The 22,762-nt window shown below is 53.8% G+C and carries 19 protein-coding genes and 2 tRNA genes; 18 read left to right on the forward strand and 3 right to left on the reverse strand.

What is annotated here, in order from left to right; all coding sequences use genetic code 11:
• Positions 1-56 precede the first annotated feature (56 nt).
• Positions 57-1,022: a DMT family transporter gene (locus EH164_RS02485; protein ID WP_124967183.1), complete on the forward strand. Its 966-nt coding sequence runs from the start codon at positions 57-59 to the stop codon at positions 1,020-1,022.
• A 15-nt stretch (positions 1,023-1,037) separates the two neighbouring features.
• Positions 1,038-2,216 (forward strand): Obg family GTPase CgtA, encoded by a 1,179-nt coding sequence (cgtA, locus tag EH164_RS02490; protein WP_124967184.1) that lies wholly within the window; start codon positions 1,038-1,040, stop codon positions 2,214-2,216.
• Between the two features lie 80 nt (positions 2,217-2,296).
• On the opposite strand, the gene dacB is transcribed toward cgtA, so the two are convergent.
• On the reverse strand, positions 2,297-3,730 hold the full coding sequence (dacB, locus tag EH164_RS02495; protein ID WP_124967185.1) for a serine-type D-Ala-D-Ala carboxypeptidase: 1,434 nt from the start codon (positions 3,728-3,730) through the stop codon (positions 2,297-2,299).
• 247 nt (positions 3,731-3,977) lie between these two features.
• Between dacB and greA the strand changes: the two genes are divergently transcribed.
• A complete protein-coding gene (gene greA, locus EH164_RS02500) occupies positions 3,978-4,454 on the forward strand; it encodes a transcription elongation factor GreA (protein WP_023480955.1) in 477 nt (158 codons plus the stop codon).
• A 153-nt stretch (positions 4,455-4,607) separates the two neighbouring features.
• Here the strand turns inward: greA and yhbY are convergent, their stop codons facing one another.
• Positions 4,608-4,901, reverse strand: coding sequence for a ribosome assembly RNA-binding protein YhbY (gene yhbY / locus EH164_RS02505; protein ID WP_023480872.1), 294 nt, complete (start codon positions 4,899-4,901; stop codon positions 4,608-4,610).
• 118 nt (positions 4,902-5,019) lie between these two features.
• On the opposite strand from yhbY, the gene rlmE reads away from it, so the two are divergent.
• The 6 genes from rlmE (at position 5,020) to EH164_RS02535 (ending at position 10,623) form a co-directional block, all read left to right on the forward strand.
• Positions 5,020-5,646, forward strand: a complete 627-nt coding sequence (gene rlmE / locus EH164_RS02510) for a 23S rRNA (uridine(2552)-2'-O)-methyltransferase RlmE (protein ID WP_094422249.1) — start codon at positions 5,020-5,022, stop codon at positions 5,644-5,646.
• A gap of 102 nt (positions 5,647-5,748) precedes the next feature.
• The gene (gene ftsH / locus EH164_RS02515) at positions 5,749-7,680 is read left to right on the forward strand and encodes an ATP-dependent zinc metalloprotease FtsH (RefSeq protein WP_023480969.1); all 1,932 of its coding nucleotides are present in this window, start codon (positions 5,749-5,751) and stop codon (positions 7,678-7,680) included.
• A 98-nt stretch (positions 7,681-7,778) separates the two neighbouring features.
• Positions 7,779-8,627: a dihydropteroate synthase gene (gene folP, locus EH164_RS02520; RefSeq protein ID WP_023480702.1), complete on the forward strand. Its 849-nt coding sequence runs from the start codon at positions 7,779-7,781 to the stop codon at positions 8,625-8,627.
• Entirely contained in the window at positions 8,620-9,957 is a 1,338-nt protein-coding gene (gene glmM / locus EH164_RS02525; RefSeq protein ID WP_124967186.1) for a phosphoglucosamine mutase, read from the forward strand. The genes folP and glmM overlap by 8 nt, the downstream gene beginning before the upstream one ends.
• A 226-nt stretch (positions 9,958-10,183) precedes the next feature.
• Positions 10,184-10,516 carry a preprotein translocase subunit SecG gene (secG, locus tag EH164_RS02530; protein ID WP_054802976.1) on the forward strand — a complete coding sequence of 111 codons (333 nt, stop codon included), beginning with the start codon at positions 10,184-10,186 and terminating at the stop codon, positions 10,514-10,516.
• A 20-nt stretch (positions 10,517-10,536) separates the two neighbouring features.
• A tRNA-Leu gene (locus tag EH164_RS02535) sits at positions 10,537-10,623 on the forward strand.
• Positions 10,624-10,751: 128 nt separating this feature from the next.
• On the opposite strand, the gene argG is transcribed toward EH164_RS02535, so the two are convergent.
• Entirely contained in the window at positions 10,752-12,098 is a 1,347-nt protein-coding gene (argG, locus tag EH164_RS02540) for an argininosuccinate synthase (RefSeq protein WP_023481007.1), read from the reverse strand.
• Positions 12,099-12,475: 377 nt separating this feature from the next.
• Here argG and EH164_RS02545 point away from each other — a divergent pair.
• The 9 genes from EH164_RS02545 to nlpI all read left to right on the forward strand — a co-directional run bounded on the left by EH164_RS02545 (position 12,476) and on the right by nlpI (position 22,702).
• Positions 12,476-12,552, forward strand: a tRNA-Met gene (locus EH164_RS02545).
• 209 nt (positions 12,553-12,761) lie between these two features.
• Entirely contained in the window at positions 12,762-13,214 is a 453-nt protein-coding gene (rimP, locus tag EH164_RS02550) for a ribosome maturation factor RimP (RefSeq protein WP_017457352.1), read from the forward strand.
• A 28-nt stretch (positions 13,215-13,242) separates the two neighbouring features.
• A complete protein-coding gene (gene nusA / locus EH164_RS02555) occupies positions 13,243-14,730 on the forward strand; it encodes a transcription termination factor NusA (RefSeq protein WP_124967188.1) in 1,488 nt (495 codons plus the stop codon).
• A gap of 24 nt (positions 14,731-14,754) precedes the next feature.
• Complete coding sequence (gene infB, locus EH164_RS02560) at positions 14,755-17,469, forward strand: translation initiation factor IF-2 (protein ID WP_124967189.1); 2,715 nt, start codon at positions 14,755-14,757, stop codon at positions 17,467-17,469.
• A gap of 95 nt (positions 17,470-17,564) precedes the next feature.
• Positions 17,565-17,966 carry a 30S ribosome-binding factor RbfA gene (rbfA, locus tag EH164_RS02565; protein WP_023480926.1) on the forward strand — a complete coding sequence of 134 codons (402 nt, stop codon included), beginning with the start codon at positions 17,565-17,567 and terminating at the stop codon, positions 17,964-17,966.
• Positions 17,966-18,913, forward strand: a complete 948-nt coding sequence (gene truB / locus EH164_RS02570) for a tRNA pseudouridine(55) synthase TruB (RefSeq protein ID WP_124967190.1) — start codon at positions 17,966-17,968, stop codon at positions 18,911-18,913. Before rbfA ends, truB begins: the two co-directional genes overlap by 1 nt.
• A 145-nt stretch (positions 18,914-19,058) precedes the next feature.
• Positions 19,059-19,328 (forward strand): 30S ribosomal protein S15, encoded by a 270-nt coding sequence (gene rpsO, locus EH164_RS02575; protein ID WP_017457357.1) that lies wholly within the window; start codon positions 19,059-19,061, stop codon positions 19,326-19,328.
• A gap of 244 nt (positions 19,329-19,572) precedes the next feature.
• Positions 19,573-21,708 (forward strand): polyribonucleotide nucleotidyltransferase, encoded by a 2,136-nt coding sequence (pnp, locus tag EH164_RS02580; RefSeq protein ID WP_023480719.1) that lies wholly within the window; start codon positions 19,573-19,575, stop codon positions 21,706-21,708.
• Between the two features lie 109 nt (positions 21,709-21,817).
• Positions 21,818-22,702 (forward strand): lipoprotein NlpI, encoded by an 885-nt coding sequence (gene nlpI / locus EH164_RS02585; protein ID WP_124967191.1) that lies wholly within the window; start codon positions 21,818-21,820, stop codon positions 22,700-22,702.
• Positions 22,703-22,762 lie beyond the last annotated feature (60 nt).

A 22,762-nucleotide genomic window follows, 5' to 3' on the forward strand; every position in this document is an offset into this window, starting at 1 on the left:
CACGTTGCGGGGCTTTTTACATTAGAAGCCCGGCAAAATTCGGGCAGGGAAGAAGTATGAAACAGCAGGCGGGCATCGGTATTCTCCTGGCGCTGACAACAGCGATGTGCTGGGGAGCGTTGCCGATTGCAATGAAGCAGGTGCTGGAAGTGATGGAGCCGCCGACGGTGGTCTTTTATCGCTTTTTAATGGCGGGTATTGGTCTTGGCCTAATCCTGACCTGGAAACGAAAACTGCCGCCGCTGCGTATTTTCCGCAAGCCTCGCTGGCTGCTGCTGCTGGCAATCGCCACCGGCGGGTTGTTTGGCAACTTCATATTGTTCAGCTCTTCTCTGCAGTATGTCAGCCCGACCGCATCGCAGGTGATTGGCCAGCTCTCGCCCGTCGGTATGATGGTCGCCAGCGTCTTTATCCTGAAAGAGAAGATGCGTATCACGCAGGTGATTGGCGCGCTGATGCTGATAAGCGGTCTGGTGATGTTTTTCAACACCAGCCTGATTGAGATCTTCACCCGGCTGACGGATTACACCTGGGGCGTTATTTTCGGCGTCGGTGCGGCGACGGTGTGGGTAAGCTACGGCGTGGCGCAAAAAGTTCTTCTGCGTCGTCTGGCCTCCCAGCAGATCCTCTTTTTGCTGTACACTTTATGTACGCTTGCGCTGCTGCCACTGGCGAAACCCGCCGTGGTGCTCCAGTTGAGCGACTGGCAACTGGCCTGTCTGGTTTTTTGCGGGCTCAACACGCTGGTTGGCTACGGCGCGCTGGCAGAAGCAATGGCGCGCTGGCAGGCGGCGCAGGTAAGCGCGTTAATTACCTTAACGCCGCTGTTTACACTGTTTTTCTCAGATTTGTTATCAATGGCCTGGCCCGATGTTTTCGCCAGACCGATGTTAAACCTTGTCGGTTATCTCGGTGCGTTTGTCGTGGTTGCGGGCGCGATGTTTTCCGCTATTGGCCATCGTCTTTTGGGACGCAGGCGTAGTCGTGAAGTGGTCGTCACTGTGCCCCGCTCAGGCGAATGAGTTACGGAGAGTAAAATGAAGTTTGTAGATGAAGCTACGATTCTGGTCGTAGCGGGTGATGGCGGTAACGGCTGCGTAAGCTTCCGCCGCGAAAAGTATATCCCGAAAGGCGGCCCTGATGGCGGCGACGGTGGCGACGGCGGTGATGTCTGGCTGGAAGCGGACGAAAACCTTAATACCCTGATCGACTACCGCTTTGAAAAATCTTTCCGCGCAGAACGTGGGCAGAACGGCCAGAGCCGTGATTGCACCGGTAAACGCGGAAAAGATATTACGGTTAAAGTACCGGTTGGTACGCGCGTGATCGACCAGGGCACTGGCGAAACTATGGGCGATATGACCAAACATGGTCAGCGCCTGATGGTCGCGAAAGGCGGCTGGCACGGTCTCGGCAACACCCGTTTTAAATCCTCGGTAAACCGTACTCCACGTCAGAAAACGATGGGTACGCCAGGCGATAAGCGCGATCTGCAGCTGGAGCTAATGCTGCTGGCAGATGTCGGGATGCTGGGGATGCCGAATGCCGGTAAATCCACCTTTATCCGCGCGGTTTCCGCAGCGAAACCAAAAGTGGCGGATTATCCGTTTACCACGCTGGTTCCGAGCCTGGGCGTTGTTCGTATGGACAATGAGAAGAGCTTCGTGGTTGCCGATATTCCTGGGCTGATTGAGGGCGCGGCTGATGGCGCTGGCCTCGGTATCCGCTTCCTGAAACACCTTGAGCGCTGCCGCGTGCTGCTGCACCTCATCGACCTCGATCCGATCGACGGTTCCGATCCGGCAGAAAACGCCCGTATCATCGTTGGCGAGCTGGAAAAATACAGCGAGAAGCTGGCTGCCAAGCCGCGCTGGCTGGTATTTAACAAGATCGACCTGATGGATAAAGACGAAGCAGAAGCGAAAGCGAAAGCGATTGCCGAAGCGCTGGGCTGGGAAGATAAGTTCTACCTGATCTCTGCTGCCAGCCAGCAGGGCGTTAAAGACCTGTGCTGGGACGTGATGACCTTCATCATCGAAAACCCGATTGCGCAGGCGCAGGAAGAGCAGCAGCCGGAGAAAGTCGAGTTCATGTGGGATGATTATCATCGCCAGCAACTCGAAGAAGCCGAAGCGACTGAAGAAGATGACGAAGAGTGGGATGACGACTGGGACGAAGACGACGAAGAGGGCGTCGAGTTCATCTACAAACGTTAATCTCTGCTTCCTCCCCGCTCAGGCGGGGAGAAGAGATAAAAAAAATGCCGGGTCAGCATGATGCTTCCCGGCATTTTTTATTAGTTGTTCTGATAGATATCTTTGTAGAGACGGCTTTCGAAACGCACCAGCGGAATACGGCGATTGCGCTGATCGGCGGGTTCAACCGCATACCCCGAGAGATACTGCACAAACGCCATTCGCTGACCGCTGGCGGTGGTGATAAAGCCTGCCAGGTTGTAGACGCCTTGTAGCGAGCCTGTTTTGGCCGATACCTTACCGTCGACGCCCGCTTCGTGCAGCCCTGCCCGGTATTGCAGCGAGCCATCATAGCCCGCCAGCGGCAGCATCGAGATGAAGTTAAGCTCGGTATCATGCTGAGCAATATATTGCAGCACTTGCATCATGGTCGCCGGTGCCAGCAGATTATGGCGCGACAGACCGGAACCATCCGCAATGATGGTATTACCCAGATCGACCCCGGCCTGCTGGCGCAGGATCTGCCTCACCGCATCCGAACCCGCTCGCCAGGTGCCCGGCACGCCAAAGCGCGCATGGCCAATCATGCGAAAGACGGTATCCGCAATCATGTTGTCCGACTTCTTCAGCATGATCTTCAGCAGATCGTGTAGCGGAGCGGATTGTTTACTGGCGATAACGGTACCGGGCTGATTAACCTGCGTCTGGCGCAGCAGCGTGCCGGTATAGGTAATGCCCGCCTGGGTCAGCTCCTGCTTGAGAATAGCGCCTGCATAGCTGGCACCATCCTGTATGGCGAAGGCGAGCGGCAACGGATCGGCGCGCTGAGGCAAACAGCCTGTTAACGTGAACCGGTTGAGATCGCCCGGCACAACATCCAGTTCGCAATATTGTGCTTCCGACGACCCGCGCGCCAGGGTGCGTACCTGGCTGAACATGTTCACCGGATAGTAAGAGGCGACACGTATATAGGCCAAATCACCGGCGTTTTGCGCGCTATACAGCGAAATGGAGAAACAGTTGCGATCGATGATGGCGGCGGCGGGCGGCGCACTAAAGCACTGCGTCATATCGTTCCACGGCCAGCCCGGCGCTTTGTCATGACTGGCGAAGATCGAGGTATCGATGAGCACGTTGCCATCGATTTTTTGCACGCCTGACTTTTTAAGCGTTGCGACCATATTGCGAATATCCTGACGTTTTAGCGTCGGATCGCCGCCAAATCGTGCAATTAAGTCGCCTTTAAGCGTACCGCCATCGACAGAACCTTTGCTTTCCAGCGTGGTTGTAAAGCGAAAGTCCGGCCCCAGTTGTAAGAGTGCAGCCAGCGCGGTGATCACTTTTTGCGTACTCGCTGGCAACGCCATCTGTTTGGCGTGGTAATCAATTTCGGGAGCCTCGGCGCCGACCTTCTGCACCATCAACGCCAGGTTGGCACCATCCGGAAGCTGGTTGATGTACTCGTTGACATTCGCGGCCTGAACATTCAGGGCTATACTGGTGGACAATCCGATGATAAAGCTGGGAAATCGCATAATCTCGCGCTAACAAGCTGGAAACAGGCCGACATACTACGGCGCATCGAACCGGAAAGTAAACGATGACCCACGGTGAACTTCCGGTTAAAATACGTATCAAATTGAAAAATTGCGCTGACCTGGGGCTTTGTCTCCGGGTCAGTTTTCTTTTGCTCCTGCCCGGCTGTTTACGCCTGAATGCGGGGAGGTAACGCTGACGGGGTGGGGGACTACTCCTAACAGGAATGTTTAAGAGGTATAACAAATGCAAGCTATTCCGATGACCCTACGTGGTGCAGAAAAACTGCGCGAAGAGCTGGAGTTTTTAAAAACCGTTCGTCGCCCTGAAATCATCGCCGCTATTGCGGACGCCCGCGAACATGGCGATCTCAAAGAGAACGCTGAATACCACGCGGCGCGTGAGCAGCAGGGCTTTTGTGAAGGCCGCATTAAAGATATCGAAGCGAAACTGTCGAATGCGCAGGTTATCGATATCTCCAAAATGCCGAAAAATGGCCGCGTCATTTTCGGTTCCACGGTGACCGTGCTGAACCTGGATAACGACGAAGAGCAAACCTACCGCATCGTTGGCGATGACGAAGCCGACTTTAAGCAGAATCTTATCTCGGTGAACTCGCCTATCGCACGCGGCCTGGTGGGGAAAGAGCAGGATGATGTGGTTGTCATTCGCACCCCTGGCGGCGAAGTGGAGTACGAAATCATCAAGGTGGAATATCTTTGATTGCAGCGTCAGCGTTAATTGTTGACGGATTGTAAAGATAAGAAAAAGGCCGCATTGCGGCCTTTTATGAACTCCTGGAGCGTGGCATTTTGCTCATCTGCTGGCGGAAACCCCTCGTTTTACACTGATTTTGTGTTCAACTCAGGATATCCTTTAGCGCGGCAGCGAAATTTTACGCTCTGCGGTCGGGCGATAAAGCACCAGCGTTTTACCGATGACCTGGACATTACAGGCACCGGTTTCGCGAACGATAGCTTCCACGATCAAGGTCTTAGTTTCTCTCTCTTCAGAGGCGATCTTCACCTTGATAAGTTCATGGTGCTCAAGCGCTTGTTCGATCTCGGCCAGTACCCCTTCGGTCAAACCATTGTTGCCAAGCATAACTACCGGCTTGAGCGGATGTGCCAGACCTTTCAGGTGCTGTTTTTGTTTAGTACTCAGATTCATCGTATATTTTGCTTACGTTGGGATTGAAAACGGGTCATTCTACCGCCATCTCCTCTGTATCGCCAAATTGCGCGTCGAAATTTCTCGGTGACGCCGATGAAACCGGATGGAAAGTTAAATGACAGGTAAAAAGCGTTCTGCCAGTTCAAGCCGCTGGCTTCAGGAACACTTTAGCGATAAATATGTTCTTCAGGCGCAGAAAAAAGGGTTACGTTCCCGTGCCTGGTTTAAACTTGATGAAATACAGCAAAGTGACAAGATTTTTAAACCGGGGATGACCGTGGTTGACCTGGGTGCTGCACCCGGTGGATGGTCGCAATATGCGGTCACACAGATTGGTGGGAACGGGCGCATTATCGCGTGCGATCTTTTACCGATGGATCCAATCGTCGGCGTAGACTTCCTTCAGGGCGATTTTCGTGATGAATTAGTTCTGAAAGCGTTACTGGAACGTGTTGGTGACAGTAAAGTTCAGGTTGTCATGTCAGATATGGCTCCTAATATGAGCGGAACGCCAGCGGTGGATATTCCCCGCTCTATGTATCTGGTAGAGCTGGCGCTGGAGATGTGCCGCGATGTGTTAGCGCCAGGCGGTAATTTTTTAGTGAAAGTGTTCCAGGGCGAAGGTTTCGATGAGTACCTTACGGAAATTCGCTCCCTGTTTACGAAGGTTAAAGTGCGTAAACCGGACTCTTCGCGTGCTCGTTCGCGTGAAGTGTATATTGTAGCGACCGGGCGAAAATGATACCCCGTTGATTTCGGCCTTCGGTTTGAATGAAACGGGATATGTTGTATCCTGCCGCTGTTTTTAACACAGTTGTAATATGAGGTTAATCCCTTGAGTGACATGGCGAAAAACCTAATACTCTGGCTGGTCATTGCCGTCGTGCTGATGTCAGTATTCCAGAGCTTTGGGCCCAGCGAGTCAAATGGCCGTAAGGTGGATTACTCTACCTTCCTGCAAGAGGTCAACCAGGACCAGGTTCGCGAAGCGCGTATCAACGGACGTGAGATCAACGTTACCAAGAAAGATAGTAACCGTTACACGACTTACATCCCGGTCGAAGATCCTAAACTGCTCGACAACCTGGTGACCAAAAACGTCAAGGTTGTGGGTGAACCACCTGAAGAACCGAGCCTGCTCGGTAACATCTTCATCTCCTGGTTCCCGATGCTGTTGCTGATTGGGGTATGGATTTTCTTCATGCGCCAGATGCAGGGCGGCGGTGGCAAAGGCGCCATGTCGTTCGGTAAGAGCAAAGCGCGCATGCTGACTGAAGATCAGATCAAAACCACTTTTGCCGACGTCGCGGGCTGCGATGAAGCGAAAGAGGAAGTGGGCGAGCTGGTTGAATATCTGCGTGAGCCGAGCCGTTTCCAGAAATTGGGCGGTAAAATCCCGAAAGGCGTCCTGATGGTCGGCCCTCCGGGTACCGGTAAAACGCTGCTGGCGAAAGCGATCGCCGGCGAAGCGAAAGTGCCGTTCTTCACGATTTCCGGTTCTGACTTTGTTGAAATGTTTGTCGGCGTGGGCGCATCCCGCGTACGCGACATGTTTGAACAAGCCAAGAAAGCCGCACCGTGCATCATCTTTATCGATGAGATTGACGCCGTAGGCCGTCAGCGTGGCGCAGGTTTAGGCGGTGGTCACGATGAACGTGAGCAGACGCTGAACCAGATGCTGGTTGAGATGGATGGTTTTGAAGGCAATGAAGGCATTATCGTTATTGCTGCAACCAACCGTCCGGACGTACTGGACCCGGCGCTGCTGCGTCCAGGTCGTTTCGACCGTCAGGTTGTCGTAGGGCTGCCGGATGTTCGCGGTCGCGAGCAGATCCTGAAGGTCCATATGCGCCGTGTACCGCTGTCGCCGGATATTGACGCTGCGATCATCGCGCGCGGTACCCCGGGCTTCTCCGGTGCGGATCTGGCCAACCTGGTCAACGAAGCTGCGCTGTTTGCTGCGCGCGGTAACAAACGCGTTGTCTCGATGGTTGAGTTCGAAAAAGCGAAAGACAAAATCATGATGGGTGCGGAACGTCGCTCCATGGTGATGACGGAAGCGCAGAAAGAGTCCACCGCGTATCACGAAGCGGGCCATGCGATTATTGGTCGTCTGGTGCCGGAACACGATCCGGTACATAAAGTGACGATTATTCCGCGCGGTCGTGCGCTGGGCGTAACCTTCTTCCTGCCGGAAGGGGATGCGATTAGCGCCAGCCGTCAGAAGCTGGAGAGCCAGATCTCTACGCTCTACGGCGGTCGTCTCGCAGAAGAGATCATCTACGGTGTTGAGCATGTTTCTACCGGTGCGTCGAACGACATTAAAGTCGCGACTAACCTGGCGCGTAACATGGTGACGCAGTGGGGCTTCTCGGACAAACTGGGTCCGCTGCTCTACGCCGAAGAAGAGGGCGAAGTGTTCCTCGGACGTTCCGTCGCGAAAGCGAAACATATGTCTGATGAAACTGCGCGTATTATCGACCAGGAAGTGAAGGCGCTGATTGAACGTAACTATAATCGTGCGCGTCAGATCCTGAACGAGAACATGGATATTCTCCATGCGATGAAAGATGCTCTGATGAAATATGAGACCATCGACGCACCGCAGATTGATGACCTGATGTCTCGTCGTGATGTACGTCCGCCAGCGGGCTGGGAAGATCCAGGCGCGAATAACTCTGACAATAACGGTACCCCGCGCGCGCCGCGTCCGGTTGATGAACCGCGTACGCCGAACCCGGGCAACACCATGTCAGAGCAGTTTGGCGACAAATAAGCTTTCTGCAGTTGATGAACTGTCTGTAATGAAACCCTGGGGCCTGCTCCGGGGTTTTTCTTTTTTGTTCAACCGTAATACCTTCAGGGACTTCAGTCATGAAACTTCATGCCCAGGGCTCCACACTTGAGCTGTCTCATCCCCACGTGATGGGGATCCTCAACGTCACGCCGGACTCCTTTTCTGATGGCGGCAGCCACAACACGCTGATTGAGGCGGTCAAACATGCCAACCTGATGATTAACGCAGGGGCGACCATCGTGGATATCGGTGGTGAATCTACGCGACCCGGTGCCGCGGAAGTGAGCGTTGAAGAGGAACTGGCGCGCGTTATCCCGGTTGTGGAAGCGATAGCGCAGCGCTTTGAAGTGTGGATCTCGGTTGATACCTCAAAGCCTGAAGTGATCCGTGAAGCGGCGCGGGCGGGCGCGCACATCATCAATGATATTCGCTCTTTGACGGAGCCTGGCGCGCTTGAAGCGGCGGCACAAACCGGATTGCCTGTCTGCCTGATGCATATGCAGGGTCAACCGAAGACGATGCAGGAAGCGCCAAAGTATGATGACGTCTTTGCTGACGTAAACCGCTTTTTTGTGGAGAATATTGCGCGTTGCGAACGTGCGGGGATCGCAAAAGAAAAATTGTTGCTCGACCCTGGGTTCGGTTTCGGTAAGAATCTCTCCCACAATTATGCGCTGCTTGCCCGGTTAGGCGAGTTTCACCACTTCGGCTTACCGTTGTTGGTAGGAATGTCGCGTAAGTCGATGATCGGCCAGTTATTAAATGTCGGGCCCGCAGAGCGGTTAAGCGGCAGCCTGGCATGTGCAGTGATTGCTGCGATGCAGGGTGCGCAGATCATTCGTGTCCATGACGTAAAAGAAACGGTAGAAGCTATGCGGGTGGTGGAAGCCACACTGTCAGCGAAGGAAAATAAACGCTATGAGTAATCGTAAATATTTTGGCACTGATGGCATTCGTGGCCGTGTTGGCGACGCACCTATCACCCCTGATTTCGTCCTCAAGCTGGGCTGGGCTGCGGGCAAGGTGCTGGCGCGTCACGGCTCACGTAAAATTATTATCGGTAAAGATACCCGTATCTCGGGTTATATGCTGGAATCCGCACTGGAAGCGGGGCTCGCCGCCGCCGGTCTCTCTGCTTCCTTTACCGGTCCGATGCCGACACCTGCCGTGGCTTACCTGACCCGAACCTTCCGTGCGGAAGCGGGTATCGTTATTTCTGCCTCCCATAACCCGTTCTATGACAACGGGATCAAGTTCTTTTCCATCGACGGCACTAAGCTGCCGGACGCGGTTGAAGAGGCGATTGAAGCGGAGATGGAGAAAGAGCTGACCTGCGTTGACTCTGCCGAATTAGGTAAAGCGAGCCGTATCGTCGATGCCGCTGGCCGTTATATTGAGTTCTGCAAAGCGACCTTCCCGAATGAGCTAAGCCTCAACAGCCTGAAGATTGTGGTGGATTGTGCCAATGGCGCGACATACCACATTGCCCCAAATGTCTTCCGCGAGCTGGGTGCAAAAGTCATTGCGATTGGCTGCGATCCGGATGGCGTCAACATCAATGAAAAATGTGGTGCGACGGATGTGCAAGCGCTGCAAGAGCGTGTGCTGGCAGAACAAGCGGATCTGGGTATCGCCTTTGATGGCGACGGCGATCGCGTGATCATGGTTGACCATGAAGGTAACAAAGTCGATGGCGACCAGATTATGTATATCATCGCGCGTGAAGGCCTGCGTCAGGGGCAGCTGCGCGGCGGTGCTGTCGGTACGCTGATGAGCAACATGGGCCTCGAGCTGGCGCTTAAGCAACTGGGCATTCCCTTTGCGCGCGCGAAAGTGGGCGACCGTTACGTGCTGGAAAAAATGCAGGAGAAAGGGTGGCGCATCGGTGCGGAAAACTCAGGCCATGTGATCCTGCTGGATAAAACCACCACTGGCGACGGAATTGTTGCCGGGTTGCAGGTTGTCGCGGCGATGGTGCGTAACCATATGACGCTGCACGACCTTTGCAGCGGCATGAAAATGTTCCCGCAGGTTCTGGTGAATGTCCGCTTTACCGCTGGTAATGGCGATCCGCTGGAAGATGAGAATGTTAAAACCGTGATGGCAGAGGTTGAAGCGACGCTGGGGAACCGTGGCCGCGTGCTGTTGCGTAAGTCTGGCACTGAGCCATTGATCCGCGTGATGGTTGAAGGCGAGGATGAAGCGCAGGTTACCGCGCTGGCTAATCGCATTGCCGATGCCGTTAAAGCGGTTTAACGATTCGGTAAGTGGCTAAAAAGGCAGCTTTTGCTGCCTCTTTCTTCGCCATAATGCACGCTTTTGCTGTTTTTTTCCACACTTGATAAAAAGCGTCGAAATTGCCCTTGCGCAGGTCAGTCGCTTTAGTTAGTATTCACACCCGCTTCAGTGGGAAAGCATGAAACATCCCGCGTTATTGGTTTGAAGCATTGGCTGCGGCAACCCCGCAAGGAACAGGTTGATTATGTACGAAGCTCTTTTAGTAGTTTTCCTTATTGTGGCTCTGGCTCTTGTAGCTCTGATTATGCTGCAGCAAGGTAAAGGCGCTGACATGGGAGCCTCCTTTGGCGCTGGCGCGTCCGGTACGCTGTTCGGTTCAAGTGGTTCTGGTAACTTCATGACTCGTGCAACTGCTGTGCTGGCAACACTGTTCTTTATTATTAGCCTTGTGCTGGGCAACATTAACAGCAATAAAACCAATAAGGGAAGCGAGTGGGAAAACCTGAGCGCACCGGCGAAGAGTGAACAGACTCAGCCAGCAGCGCCGGCGAAGCCGACCAGCGATATCCCGCAGTAAGTTGTGAAGAAGTAAGTCGTGCCGAGGTGGTGGAATTGGTAGACACGCTACCTTGAGGTGGTAGTGCCCAATAGGGCTTACGGGTTCAAGTCCCGTCCTCGGTACCAATATTCCGAAAGAAAGACATCGAAAGATGTCTTTTTTTTCGTCTGTCGTTTGTATACCCGACGTTTGTGGCAGTTCAACCGGCAATAAAAAGCGCCCGCAGGCGCTTTTTGCATTTCAGTGGCGGCGATTATTTCTTATCGCTGTGCTCCAGGTTTTCAACCTGCGGCAGGCCATTCCCTGCGGTGGTGGAGATCAGGCCAGTCTGTACATAGTTGAACAGCTTGGCGCGAGTATCGGTGATGTCAAGGTTACGCATCGTCAGCTGACCAATACGATCGTCCGGAGAGAATACCGAGTCGCCTTTCTCCATCGTCAGACGCTCTGCCTGGTAGGTCAGATTGTCGGAAACCGTATTCAGAATTGAGTAGTCATTCCCGCGACGCAGCTCGAGCGTCACTTCGCCAGTAATGGCACTTGCCACCCAACGTTGCAGCGCATCACGCAGCATCAGCGCTTGCGGATCGAACCAGCGACCCTGATAGAGCAGGCGTCCAAGCTGACGACCGTGCGCATGATACTGCTCAATGGTGTCTTCGTTATGAATGCCGGTCAGCAGACGTTCGTAAGCGATATGCAGCAGCGCCATCCCCGGGGCTTCATAGATACCGCGGCTTTTCGCTTCAATGATACGGTTTTCGATCTGATCGCTCATGCCCAGACCGTGACGGCCACCAATACGGTTGGCTTCCATCATCAGTTCGACATCGTCGCTGAAGGTTTTGCCGTTCAGCGCGACAGGATGGCCCTGTTCAAAACGTACGGTAACTTCCTCGGCCGGGATCTTCACACTCTCATCCCAGAACTTCACGCCCATAATCGGGTTAACGATTTTGACGCTGGAGTTGAGGAATTCGAGGTCCTTCGCTTCGTGGGTGGCACCCAGCATATTGGAGTCCGTCGAGTAGGCTTTTTCGGCCGACATTTTGTAGTCGAAGCCCGATGCGGTCATGAATTCGGACATTTCCTGACGACCGCCCAGCTCGTCGATAAAGTCAGTATCGAGCCACGGTTTGTAGATCTTCAGCTCGGCATTGGTCAGCAGGCCGTAACGATAGAAACGTTCGATATCGTTGCCTTTATAGGTGCTGCCGTCACCCCAGATGTTGACGCCATCCTCTTTCATTGCCGCAACCAGCATGGTGCCGGTTACCGCACGACCGAGTGGGGTGGTATTGAAATAGGTCAAGCCGCCGGTGGTGTTGTGGAACGCACCGCACTGAATAGCCGCGATGCCTTCAGCGACCAGCTGTTTACGACAATCGATCAGGCGAGCATTTTCCGCACCGTACTCTTTCGCGCGACGCGGGATCGCCTCATAGTCATCCTCGTCAGGCTGGCCCAGGTTAGCAGTATATGCATAGGGAACTGCGCCTTTCTGACGCATCCACAGCAGCGCTGCGCTGGTGTCCAGACCGCCTGAAAAAGCAATACCAATACGTTGACCTGCGGGAAGATGCTTGAGAATCGTTGTCATAAAAAAATCCCTGCTTGATAGACTGATGGTGAGAGACTTAACAGCCACGCCACGCTATTTACACCACTCATTCTTACTTCTTTAGTGAATGGTTATGCAAAATAAATGAGTTTTCATTTAATCATCTTTTGGCGCGCACCGGAAGAGAGAAGCGCAATTTTCATTGTATAACTGAAAGAAAAAGCGGCATCTGTGCATAAAAACTCTCTTAATAATATGCAACAGCGGCGGAGCACGTGATGCTATAGAAGAGCGGTTGACACAACGCGATGTTTTTCAATATACTGCAAGCCGGTTTTACGTCCCGTCTTCGGTACCAAATCCCAGCATTATTTGCAAGTTGACGCTCAATCGAGTAAAATTTGCCACGTTTCAGGCGCGGGGTGGAGCAGCCTGGTAGCTCGTCGGGCTCATAACCCGAAGGTCGTCGGTTCAAATCCGGCCCCCGCAACCACTTTCCCTTAGTGTTCTTTTTCAAATATACTGTGAAGACTTAACGCCTTCTTTAGCGGGATTTGAAAAGAGTTCTTCCGGAAGGTTATCCAGGCCGCAGTTGCGGCTATAGGGTTCAGTTATTTAAAGCCCCGATTTATCGGGGTTTTTTGTTATCTGAGTACGAAATAACTGGGCTATATGCCCTTTTTTTATGTCTTGGGGGTGGACTTGTCCACATTAGAGCAAAAATTAACAGAGATGATTACGGCGCCGGTTGAAGCACTGGGCTACGAACTGGTCGGTATCGAATTTGTGCGTGGTCGCACATCTACGCTGCGCATCTATATTGATAGTGAAGATGGCATCAATGTTGATGATTGCGCTGATGTCAGCCACCAGGTCAGTGCGGTACTGGATGTCGAAGATCCCATTACCGTAGCGTATAACCTGGAAGTTTCCTCACCAGGTCTTGAGCGACCTTTGTTTACGGCTGAGCACTACGCGCGCTTTAAGGGCGACGAAGTTTCGCTGGTGCTGCGGATGGCGGTGCAGAACCGTCGTAAGTGGCAGGGCATCATTAAAGATGTCGATGGCGAAATGATCACCGTTACGGTCGAAGGTAAAGATGAAGTGTTCGCCTTGAGCAATATTCAAAAAGCGAACCTGGTCCCCCACTTTTAACAGTCTGGATTGAGGTGAAAGGCCCCCAATGAACAAAGAAATTTTGGCTGTTGTTGAAGCTGTTTCTAACGAAAAGTCGCTTCCGCGTGAAAAAATCTTTGAAGCGCTGGAAAGTGCTCTGGCTACAGCAACCAAGAAAAAATATGAGCAAGAGATTGATGTGCGTGTAAGCATCGATCGTAAAAGCGGTGATTTCGACACATTCCGTCGCTGGCTGATCGTAGAAGAAGTGACGCAGCCGACGCGTGAAATCACTCTCGAAGCGGCACGTTACGAAGATGAGAGCCTGAACCTCGACGATTACGTTGAAGATCAGATTGAATCCGTGACGTTTGACCGTATCACCACCCAAACCGCGAAGCAGGTTATCGTACAGAAAGTACGTGAAGCAGAGCGCGCAATGGTTGTCGATCAGTTCCGCGAACACGAAGGTGAAATCATCACCGGCGTGGTGAAAAAAGTGAACCGCGACAACATCACGCTGGATCTGGGTAACAACGCTGAAGCCGTGATCCTGCGCGAAGATATGCTGCCGCGTGAAAACTTCCGTCCGGGCGACCGCATTCGCGGCGTGCTGTACGCAGTGCGCCCTGAAGCGCGCGGCGCGCAGCTGTTCGTTACGCGTTCCAAGCCGGAAATGCTGATCGAACTGTTCCGCATTGAAGTGCCAGAAATCGGCGAAGAAGTTATCGAGATTAAAGCCGCAGCCCGCGATCCGGGTTCTCGCGCCAAAATTGCGGTGAAAACCAACGACAAGCGTATCGACCCGGTTGGGGCATGCGTTGGTATGCGTGGTGCCCGCGTTCAGGCCGTTTCTACCGAACTCGGCGGCGAACGTATCGATATCGTACTGTGGGACGACAACCCGGCCCAGTTCGTTATCAACGCGATGGCACCGGCTGATGTTGCTTCTATCGTGGTGGATGAAGATAAGCACACCATGGATATCGCTGTTGAAGCGGGCAACCTGGCGCAGGCGATTGGCCGTAACGGTCAGAACGTGCGTCTCGCGTCTCAGCTGAGCGGCTGGGAACTCAACGTTATGACCGTTGAAGATCTGCAGTCCAAGCATCAGGCTGAGGCTCACGCAGCGATTGATACCTTCACCCGTTATCTGGACATTGACGAAGATTTCGCCACTGTTCTGGTCGAAGAAGGTTTCTCAACGCTGGAAGAACTGGCCTATGTGCCAATCAAAGAGCTGCTGGAAATCGATGGCCTGGATGAAGACACCGTCGAAGCGCTGCGTGATCGTGCGAAAAGCGCACTGACTACTCTGGCGCTGGCGCAGGAAGAAAGCCTGGGGAATAAAGAACCGGCTGAAGACCTGCTGAACCTGGACGGTCTGGATCGTGCACTGGCTTTCAAACTGGCTGCTCGTGGTGTTTGTACGCTGGAAGACCTCGCCGAGCAAGGTGTGGATGACCTGAGCGATATCGAAGGGTTAACTGCCGACAAAGCCGGTGAGCTCATCATGGCCGCGCGTAATATTTGCTGGTTTGGTGACGAAGCGTAATAAACTGTAGCAGGAAGGAACAGCATGACAGATGTAACCGTAAAAACGCTGGCCGCTGAGATTCAAACCTCTGTGGACCGCCTGGTACAGCAATTTGCTGATGCAGGGATCCGCAAGTCTGCTGATGATTCAGTGACGGCGCAGGAAAAACAGACGCTGTTAGCGCATCTGAACCGTGAACACGGTTCTGCGCCTGATAAGCTGACGTTGCAGCGCAAAACGCGCAGCACATTAAATATTCAGGGCACCGGTGGGAAAAGTAAATCGGTGCAGATCGAAGTCCGTAAAAAGCGCACCTTTGTAAAACGCGATCCACAAGAGGCTGAACGTCTCGCTGCGGAAGAAGAGGCGATGCGTGAAGCGGAGGAGAAGGCCCGTCGTGAAGCAGAGGAAGCCGCTGAGCGAGAAGCCGAGGAAAAAGCCAAGCGTGAAGCCGAAGTGCGTCTGAAACGTGAAGCTGAAGAAAAAGCTAAACGCGAAAATGCCGAAAGCACGAAACGCGAAGCTGCGGAAAATAGCAAAGTGAGCAACCATCAAACTGACGAAGTGACCAGGGCAGCCCAGACGGAAAAAGCCCGTCGTGAATCCGAAGCGCAGGAACTTAAGCGTAAAGCGGAAGAAGAGGCTCGTCGTAAACTGGAAGAAAATGCACGTCGCGTAGCGGAAGAAGCCCGTCGAATGGCAGAACAGAACGAAGCAACCTGGACGGCAACGCCAGGCGAAGAAGAAGAGACGACCGGCGATTATCACGTCACCACCTCCCAGCATGCACGTCAGGCTGAAGATGATAACGATCGTGAAGTCGAAGGTGGCCGCGGCCGTACCCGTACCGCTAAAGCCCCGCGTCCGAAGAAAGGCAACAAGCACTCTGAAAGCAAAGCTGACCGTGAAGAAGCGCGTGCCGCGGTTCGCGGTGGTAAAGGCGGCCGTCAGCGTAAAGGCTCTGCACTGCAGCAGGGCTTCAATAAACCGGCCCAGGCCGTTAACCGTGACGTTGTGATCGGTGAAACCCTGACCGTCGGCGAGCTGGCAAACAAAATGGCAGTTAAAGGCTCTCAGGTCATCAAAGCGATGATGAAACTGGGCGCGATGGCAACCATCAACCAGGTCATCGACCAGGAAACCGCACAGCTGGTTGCGGAAGAGATGGGCCACAAAGTTATCCTGCGTCGTGAAAACGAGCTGGAAGAAGCGGTAATGAGCGACCGTGACACGGGTGCTGCGGCTGAACCGCGCGCGCCGGTCGTGACCATCATGGGTCACGTTGACCACGGTAAAACCTCGCTGCTGGACTACATTCGTTCAACGAAAGTGGCCTCCGGCGAAGCAGGTGGCATTACTCAGCACATCGGTGCTTACCACGTTGAAACCGACAACGGTATGATCACCTTCCTGGATACCCCAGGCCACGCCGCGTTTACCGCAATGCGTGCCCGTGGTGCTCAGGCAACGGATATCGTTGTTCTGGTTGTTGCAGCAGACGATGGCGTGATGCCGCAGACTATCGAAGCTATTCAGCACGCGAAAGCGGCGAAAGTGCCGGTTGTTGTTGCGGTGAACAAAATCGATAAGCCGGAAGCCGATCCGGATCGCGTTAAAAACGAACTCTCTCAGTACGGGATCATTCCGGAAGAGTGGGGCGGCGAAAGCCAGTTCGTTCACGTATCCGCGAAAGCCGGTACCGGTATCGACGACCTGCTGGATGCCATCCTGCTGCAGGCCGAAGTTCTCGAACTGCACGCTGTCCGTAACGGCATGGCGAGCGGTGTTGTTATCGAATCCTTCCTCGATAAAGGTCGTGGTCCGGTAGCTTCCGTGCTGGTACGTGAAGGTACGCTGCATAAAGGCGACATCGTACTGTGCGGCTTCGAATATGGCCGTGTGCGTGCGATGCGTGACGAGCTGGGTCGCGAAGTGACCGAAGCGGGTCCGTCCATTCCGGTGGAAATCCTCGGTCTCTCCGGCGTTCCGGCGGCGGGTGACGAAGCCACCGTGGTACGTGATGAGAAGAAAGCGCGTGAAGTTGCGCTCTATCGTCAGGGCAAATTCCGCGAAGTTAAACTGGCTCGCCAGCAGAAATCTAAGCTGGAGAACATGTTTGCCAACATGACCGAAGGCGAAGTGCACGAAGTGAACATCGTGCTGAAAGCTGACGTTCAGGGCTCCGTGGAAGCGATCTCCGACTCGCTGCTGAAACTTTCTACTGAAGAAGTGAAAGTGAAGATTGTTGGTTCTGGCGTAGGTGGTATCACCGAAACCGACGCCACGCTCGCAGCTGCGTCCAACGCTATCCTGGTTGGCTTCAACGTTCGTGCCGATGCCTCTGCGCGTCGAGTGATCGAAGCGGAAGGTCTGGATCTGCGCTACTACTCCGTCATCTATAACCTGATCGACGAAGTGAAAGCGGCGATGAGCGGTATGCTCTCACCTGAGCTGAAACAGCAGATCATCGGTCTGGCTGAAGTGCGCGATGTGTTCAAATCGCCGAAATTCGGCGCGGTCGCTGGCTGTATGGTTACCGAAGGCGTCGTCAAACGTCACAACCCGATCCGCGTCCTGCGCGACAACGTGGTTATCTATGAAGGCGAGCTGGAATCCCTGCGCCGCTTCAAAGATGACGTTAACGAAGTCCGTAACGGCATGGAGTGTGGTATCGGCGTTAAGAACTACAATGACGTACGTACCGGCGATATGATCGAAGTCTTCGAAATTATCGAAATTAAGCGCTCTATCGAATAATCGACGCATTAGCGCAACGTAGGCCGGGAGCGAAGCGCCACCCGGCAAGAGATATCTAAAGGGGCTACGGCCCCTTTTTAGTCTGGAGAAGTAATATGGCGAAAGAATTTGGTCGCCCGCAGCGCGTCGCTCAGGAGTTGCAAAAAGAGATTGCCACTATCCTGCAGCGTGAAATCAAAGATCCGCGCCTGGGCATGATGACCACCGTATCCGGTGTCGAAGTCTCCCGCGATCTGGCGTATGCCAAAGTGTTCGTGACCTTCCTGAATGACAAAGATGAAGAGTCGATCAAAGCGGGCATTAAAGCCCTGCACGACGCTTCCGGTTTTATCCGCTCCCTGCTGGGGAAAGCGATGCGTCTGCGTATCGTGCCGGAACTGACATTCTTCTACGACAACTCGCTGGTTGAAGGGATGCGTATGTCAAACCTGGTCACCAGCGTGGTGAAGCACGATGATGAACGTCGTGTGAACCCGGACGACAGCAAGGAGGACTGATGAGTCGTCCTCGTCGTCGCGGTCGCGACGTGCATGGCGTACTGCTGCTGGATAAGCAGCAGGGCGCATCAAGCAATGATGTCCTGCAGAAAGTAAAGCGCCTTTATAACGCCAACCGTGCGGGTCATACCGGCGCGCTGGATCCGCTGGCAACCGGCATGCTGCCGATTTGCCTTGGTGAGGCGACGAAATTTTCCCAGTATCTGCTCGATTCCGATAAGCGTTACCGGGTAATTGCCCGCCTTGGCCAACGCACCGATACGTCGGATGCCGATGGCCAGGTCGTGGAAGAGCGCCCGGTGACCTTTACGGCCACAGAGCTGGCGAGTGCGCTGGAGAGCTTTCGCGGTAACACGCAGCAAATTCCTTCGATGTACTCGGCCCTGAAGTATCAGGGCAAGAAGCTTTACGAGTATGCGCGTCAGGGCATTGAAGTGCCGCGTGAAGCGCGCCCCATCACCGTGTATGAACTACTGTTTATTCGTCATGAAGGTGATGAGCTCGAGCTGGAAATCCACTGCTCCAAAGGGACTTACATTCGCACCATTATTGACGATCTGGGCGAGAAGCTGGGCTGCGGCGCGCACGTAATCTATTTGCGTCGTCTGGCGGTCAGCCGTTACCCGATTGAGCGGATGGTTACCCTTGAACAGTTGCAGGAGTTAGTCCAGCAGGCCGAGCAGCAGGAGGTTCCTGCGGCAGAGCTGCTCGATCCGCTGTTGATGCCGATGGATAGCCCGGCGTCCGACTTCCCTGTTGTAAACATTCCCACCGTGGTTGCTGCCTATTTCAAAAACGGCCAACCGGTGCGCGCTTCCACTACGCCGGCCGAAGGGCTTGTCCGCGTGACGGAAGGCGAAGAGGGTAAGTTTATCGGCATGGGCGAAATTGATGATCAGGGGCGAGTTGCGCCGCGTCGTCTGGTTGTTGAGTATCCTGCTGACTGACGGGCTTACCTTGCGGGAATGCCCGACTACGAGTAGAATATTGCCGCTTAACGCCGGGCTATGTATTTAACATACCCGGCGTTAAACCTGGGGGAGCTGAATTAGAGATCGGCACCCTGTCATTCTTATATCACTGGAGTTGAAAATGTCTCTAAGCGTTGAAGCTAAAGCAAAAATCGTTTCCGAGTTTGGTCGTGGTTCTAACGACAGCGGTTCTACCGAAGTTCAGGTTGCACTGCTGACTGCTCAGATTAACCACCTGCAGGGTCACTTTGCAGAGCACAAAAAAGATCACCACAGCCGTCGTGGTCTGCTGCGTATGGTTTCTCAGCGTCGTAAACTGCTCGACTACCTGAAACGTAAAGACGTTGCACGCTACACCGCGCTGATCGAGCGTCTGGGTCTGCGTCGCTAAGTCTGGCGAGTTTCAAGAAGGGGCCTTTACGGCCCCTTTTTTCAACCAGGCGGCAGCAATTGGCACTAAACTGATGTATTGTTGCCAGGTATGATCTTCATTGCAGAGGTTCGCGCGGCTAATGAGAGGCTTTATCCGCAATGGGCGGGTTAAGGTTGTCATTAGTCGCGAGGATGCAAGAAGGTCCGGTTTAATTATCAGCACGCCCTGGGTGTGCTGATGTTCATTAAGAAAGGATAGAATTTTGCTGAATCCGATCATTCGTAAATTCCAATATGGTCAACACACCGTCACGCTGGAAACCGGCATGATGGCCCGTCAGGCAACCGCTGCCGTGATGGTAAGCATGGACGACACCGCGGTATTCGTTACCGTTGTTGGCCAGAAAAAAGCAAAACCAGGTCAGGACTTCTTCCCGCTGACCGTTAACTACCAGGAGCGTACCTACGCTGCCGGTAAAATCCCGGGTGGCTTCTTCCGTCGTGAAGGCCGTCCGAGCGAAGGCGAAACCCTGATCGCGCGTCTGATTGACCGCCCGGTTCGCCCGCTGTTCCCGGAAGGTTTCGTCAACGAAGTCCAGGTTATCGCCACCGTAGTTTCCGTTAACCCGCAGGTTAACCCGGATATCGTAGCGATGATTGGTGCTTCTGCTGCACTGTCTCTCTCTGGTATTCCGTTCAATGGCCCGATCGGCGCCGCGCGCGTTGGTTACATCAACGACCAGTATGTGCTGAACCCGACCCAGGAAGAGCTGAAATCCAGCAAGCTGGATCTGGTTGTGGCCGGTACCGAAGCCGCTGTGCTGATGGTTGAATCCGAAGCAGAACTGCTGAGCGAAGATCAGATGCTGGGCGCGGTGGTTTATGGCCACGAGCAGCAGCAGATTGTTATTCAGAACATCAACGATCTGGTGAAAGAAGCGGGTAAACCGCGCTGGGACTGGCAGCCGGAAGCGGTCAACGAAGCGCTGAACGCGCGCGTTGCAGCGCTGGCAGAATCCCGTCTGAGCGATGCTTACCGCATCACCGACAAACAGGAGCGTTACGCTCAGGTTGACGTGATCAAATCTGAAACCATCGCGACGCTGGTTGCAGAAGATGAGACCCTGGACGCTAACGAGCTGGGCGAAATCCTGCACGCTATCGAGAAAAACGTTGTTCGTAGCCGCGTACTGGCAGGCGAACCGCGTATCGATGGCCGCGAAAAAGATATGATCCGTGGTCTGGACGTTCGTACCGGCGTTCTGCCGCGTACTCACGGCTCCGCGCTCTTTACCCGTGGCGAAACGCAGGCGCTGGTAACAGCAACCCTGGGTACCGCACGCGACGCGCAGAACATCGACGAACTGATGGGCGAGCGCACTGACAGCTTCCTGTTCCACTACAACTTCCCTCCGTACTCCGTAGGTGAGACCGGTATGGTCGGTTCGCCGAAGCGTCGTGAAATTGGTCACGGTCGTCTGGCGAAACGCGGCGTGCTGGCTGTTATGCCCGAAGCTGATAAATTCCCGTACACCGTGCGTGTGGTTTCTGAAATCACCGAATCCAACGGTTCCTCTTCCATGGCTTCCGTGTGCGGCGCATCGCTGGCACTGATGGATGCAGGCGTACCGGTGAAAGCCGCTGTTGCCGGTATCGCAATGGGCCTGGTGAAAGAGGGCGAAAACTTTGTCGTTCTGTCTGACATTCTGGGCGATGAAGATCACCTGGGCGACATGGACTTTAAAGTGGCCGGTTCCCGCGACGGTATCTCTGCGCTGCAGATGGATATCAAAATCGAAGGCATCACCAAAGAGATCATGCAGGTTGCGCTGAACCAGGCGAAAGGTGCACGTCTGCATATCCTCGGTGTAATGGAGCAGGCGATTAACGCGCCGCGTGGCGATATCTCTGAGTTCGCGCCGCGTATCCACACCATCAAGATCAACCCGGACAAGATCAAAGACGTTATCGGTAAAGGCGGCTCTGTTATCCGTGCCCTGACCGAAGAGACCGGCACAACCATCGAAATCGAAGATGACGGTACCGTGAAAATCGCGGCAACCGACGGCGACAAAGCGAAATTCGCGATTCGTCGTATCGAAGAGATCACCGCTGAAATCGAAGTGGGCCGTATCTACAACGGTAAAGTCACCCGTATCGTCGACTTTGGTGCGTTTGTTGCCATCGGTGGCGGTAAAGAGGGCCTGGTACACATTTCTCAGATCGCCGATAAGCGCGTAGAGAAAGTGACCGACTACCTGCAGATGGGTCAGGAAGTACCGGTGAAAGTTCTGGAAGTTGACCGCCAGGGCCGTATTCGTCTAAGCATTAAAGAAGCAACTGAACAAACTCAGCCTGCTGAAGCGTCAGAAGCGCCGCAAGCAGAACTGGGCGAGTAAGGTTTGCCTTTGCCCTCCGCGTAGGCGGAGGGCTTATTCTCAGGCAGGACGCCATGTTTGCAGCCGGGGGACAGGACGTTCATCCAATTGTTGTCTTCGGGAGTAGGAAATGAAGCCTTTTTTGCGCTGGTGTTTCGTTGCGACAGCTCTAACGCTGGCAGGATGCAGCAACTCTGCCTGGCGTAAGAGCGAAGTCCTCGCGGTGCCATTGCAACCGACTTTGCAGCAAGAAGTGATTCTGGCACGCATGGAACAAATTCTTGCCAGTCGGGCTTTATCCGATGATGAACGCGCACAGCTTTTATATGAGCGCGGAGTATTGTATGATAGTCTCGGTTTGAGGGCGTTGGCGCGGAATGATTTTTCACAAGCGCTGGCCATCCGACCCGATATGCCTGAAGTATTCAATTACTTAGGCATTTATTTAACGCAGGCAGGCAATTTTGATGCTGCCTATGAAGCGTTTGATTCTGTACTTGAGCTTGATCCAACTTACAACTACGCGCACTTAAACCGCGGCATCGCTCTGCACTATGGCGGTCGTGATAAGTTAGCGCAAGATGATCTGCTGGCGTTTTATCAAGACGATCCTAATGATCCTTTCCGTAGCCTGTGGCTTTACATCGTTGAGCGGAAGCTCGATGAGCACAAGGCGAAAGAAGCACTGAAACAGCGCTTCGAAAAATCGGACAAGGAGCAATGGGGATGGAATATTGTCGAGTTCTACCTCGGTGACATTAGCGAATCTGAGCTAATGGATCGCCTGAAGGCGGACGCAACGGATAACACCTCGCTCGCTGAGCATCTCAGTGAAACCAACTTCTATTTAGGTAAGTACTACCTAAGTCTGGGGGATAAGGACAGCGCTACGGCACTGTTCAAATTAGCGGTTGCTAACAACGTCCACAACTTCGTTGAGCACCGTTATGCATTGTTGGAATTATCGCTCTTGGGCCAGGAGCACGACGACCTGGCAGAATCGGACCAGCAATAGCTGACGACATAAACATCAGCCCGTAATCTTTTTTGATTGCCATCACCTTAACTGGTGAGG

It is taken from the genome of Kosakonia sp. CCTCC M2018092 (assembly GCF_003864115.1).
Lineage (GTDB): Bacteria > Pseudomonadota > Gammaproteobacteria > Enterobacterales > Enterobacteriaceae > Kosakonia > Kosakonia cowanii.

Excerpts from the sequence above, each read along its gene's own strand:
- EH164_RS02485 (WP_124967183.1), top strand. The coding sequence starts at position 57 with ATGAAACAGCAGGCGGGCATCGGTATTCTCCTGGCGCTGACAACAGCG.
- cgtA (WP_124967184.1), top strand. The coding sequence starts at position 1,038 with ATGAAGTTTGTAGATGAAGCTACGATTCTGGTCGTAGCGGGTGATGGC.
- dacB (WP_124967185.1), bottom strand. The coding sequence starts at position 3,730 with ATGCGATTTCCCAGCTTTATCATCGGATTGTCCACCAGTATAGCCCTG.
- greA (WP_023480955.1), top strand. The coding sequence starts at position 3,978 with ATGCAAGCTATTCCGATGACCCTACGTGGTGCAGAAAAACTGCGCGAA.
- yhbY (WP_023480872.1), bottom strand. The coding sequence starts at position 4,901 with ATGAATCTGAGTACTAAACAAAAACAGCACCTGAAAGGTCTGGCACAT.
- rlmE (WP_094422249.1), top strand. The coding sequence starts at position 5,020 with ATGACAGGTAAAAAGCGTTCTGCCAGTTCAAGCCGCTGGCTTCAGGAA.
- ftsH (WP_023480969.1), top strand. The coding sequence starts at position 5,749 with ATGGCGAAAAACCTAATACTCTGGCTGGTCATTGCCGTCGTGCTGATG.
- folP (WP_023480702.1), top strand. The coding sequence starts at position 7,779 with ATGAAACTTCATGCCCAGGGCTCCACACTTGAGCTGTCTCATCCCCAC.
- glmM (WP_124967186.1), top strand. The coding sequence starts at position 8,620 with ATGAGTAATCGTAAATATTTTGGCACTGATGGCATTCGTGGCCGTGTT.
- secG (WP_054802976.1), top strand. The coding sequence starts at position 10,184 with ATGTACGAAGCTCTTTTAGTAGTTTTCCTTATTGTGGCTCTGGCTCTT.
- argG (WP_023481007.1), bottom strand. The coding sequence starts at position 12,098 with ATGACAACGATTCTCAAGCATCTTCCCGCAGGTCAACGTATTGGTATT.
- nusA (WP_124967188.1), top strand. The coding sequence starts at position 13,243 with ATGAACAAAGAAATTTTGGCTGTTGTTGAAGCTGTTTCTAACGAAAAG.
- infB (WP_124967189.1), top strand. The coding sequence starts at position 14,755 with ATGACAGATGTAACCGTAAAAACGCTGGCCGCTGAGATTCAAACCTCT.
- rbfA (WP_023480926.1), top strand. The coding sequence starts at position 17,565 with ATGGCGAAAGAATTTGGTCGCCCGCAGCGCGTCGCTCAGGAGTTGCAA.
- truB (WP_124967190.1), top strand. The coding sequence starts at position 17,966 with ATGAGTCGTCCTCGTCGTCGCGGTCGCGACGTGCATGGCGTACTGCTG.
- rpsO (WP_017457357.1), top strand. The coding sequence starts at position 19,059 with ATGTCTCTAAGCGTTGAAGCTAAAGCAAAAATCGTTTCCGAGTTTGGT.
- nlpI (WP_124967191.1), top strand. The coding sequence starts at position 21,818 with ATGAAGCCTTTTTTGCGCTGGTGTTTCGTTGCGACAGCTCTAACGCTG.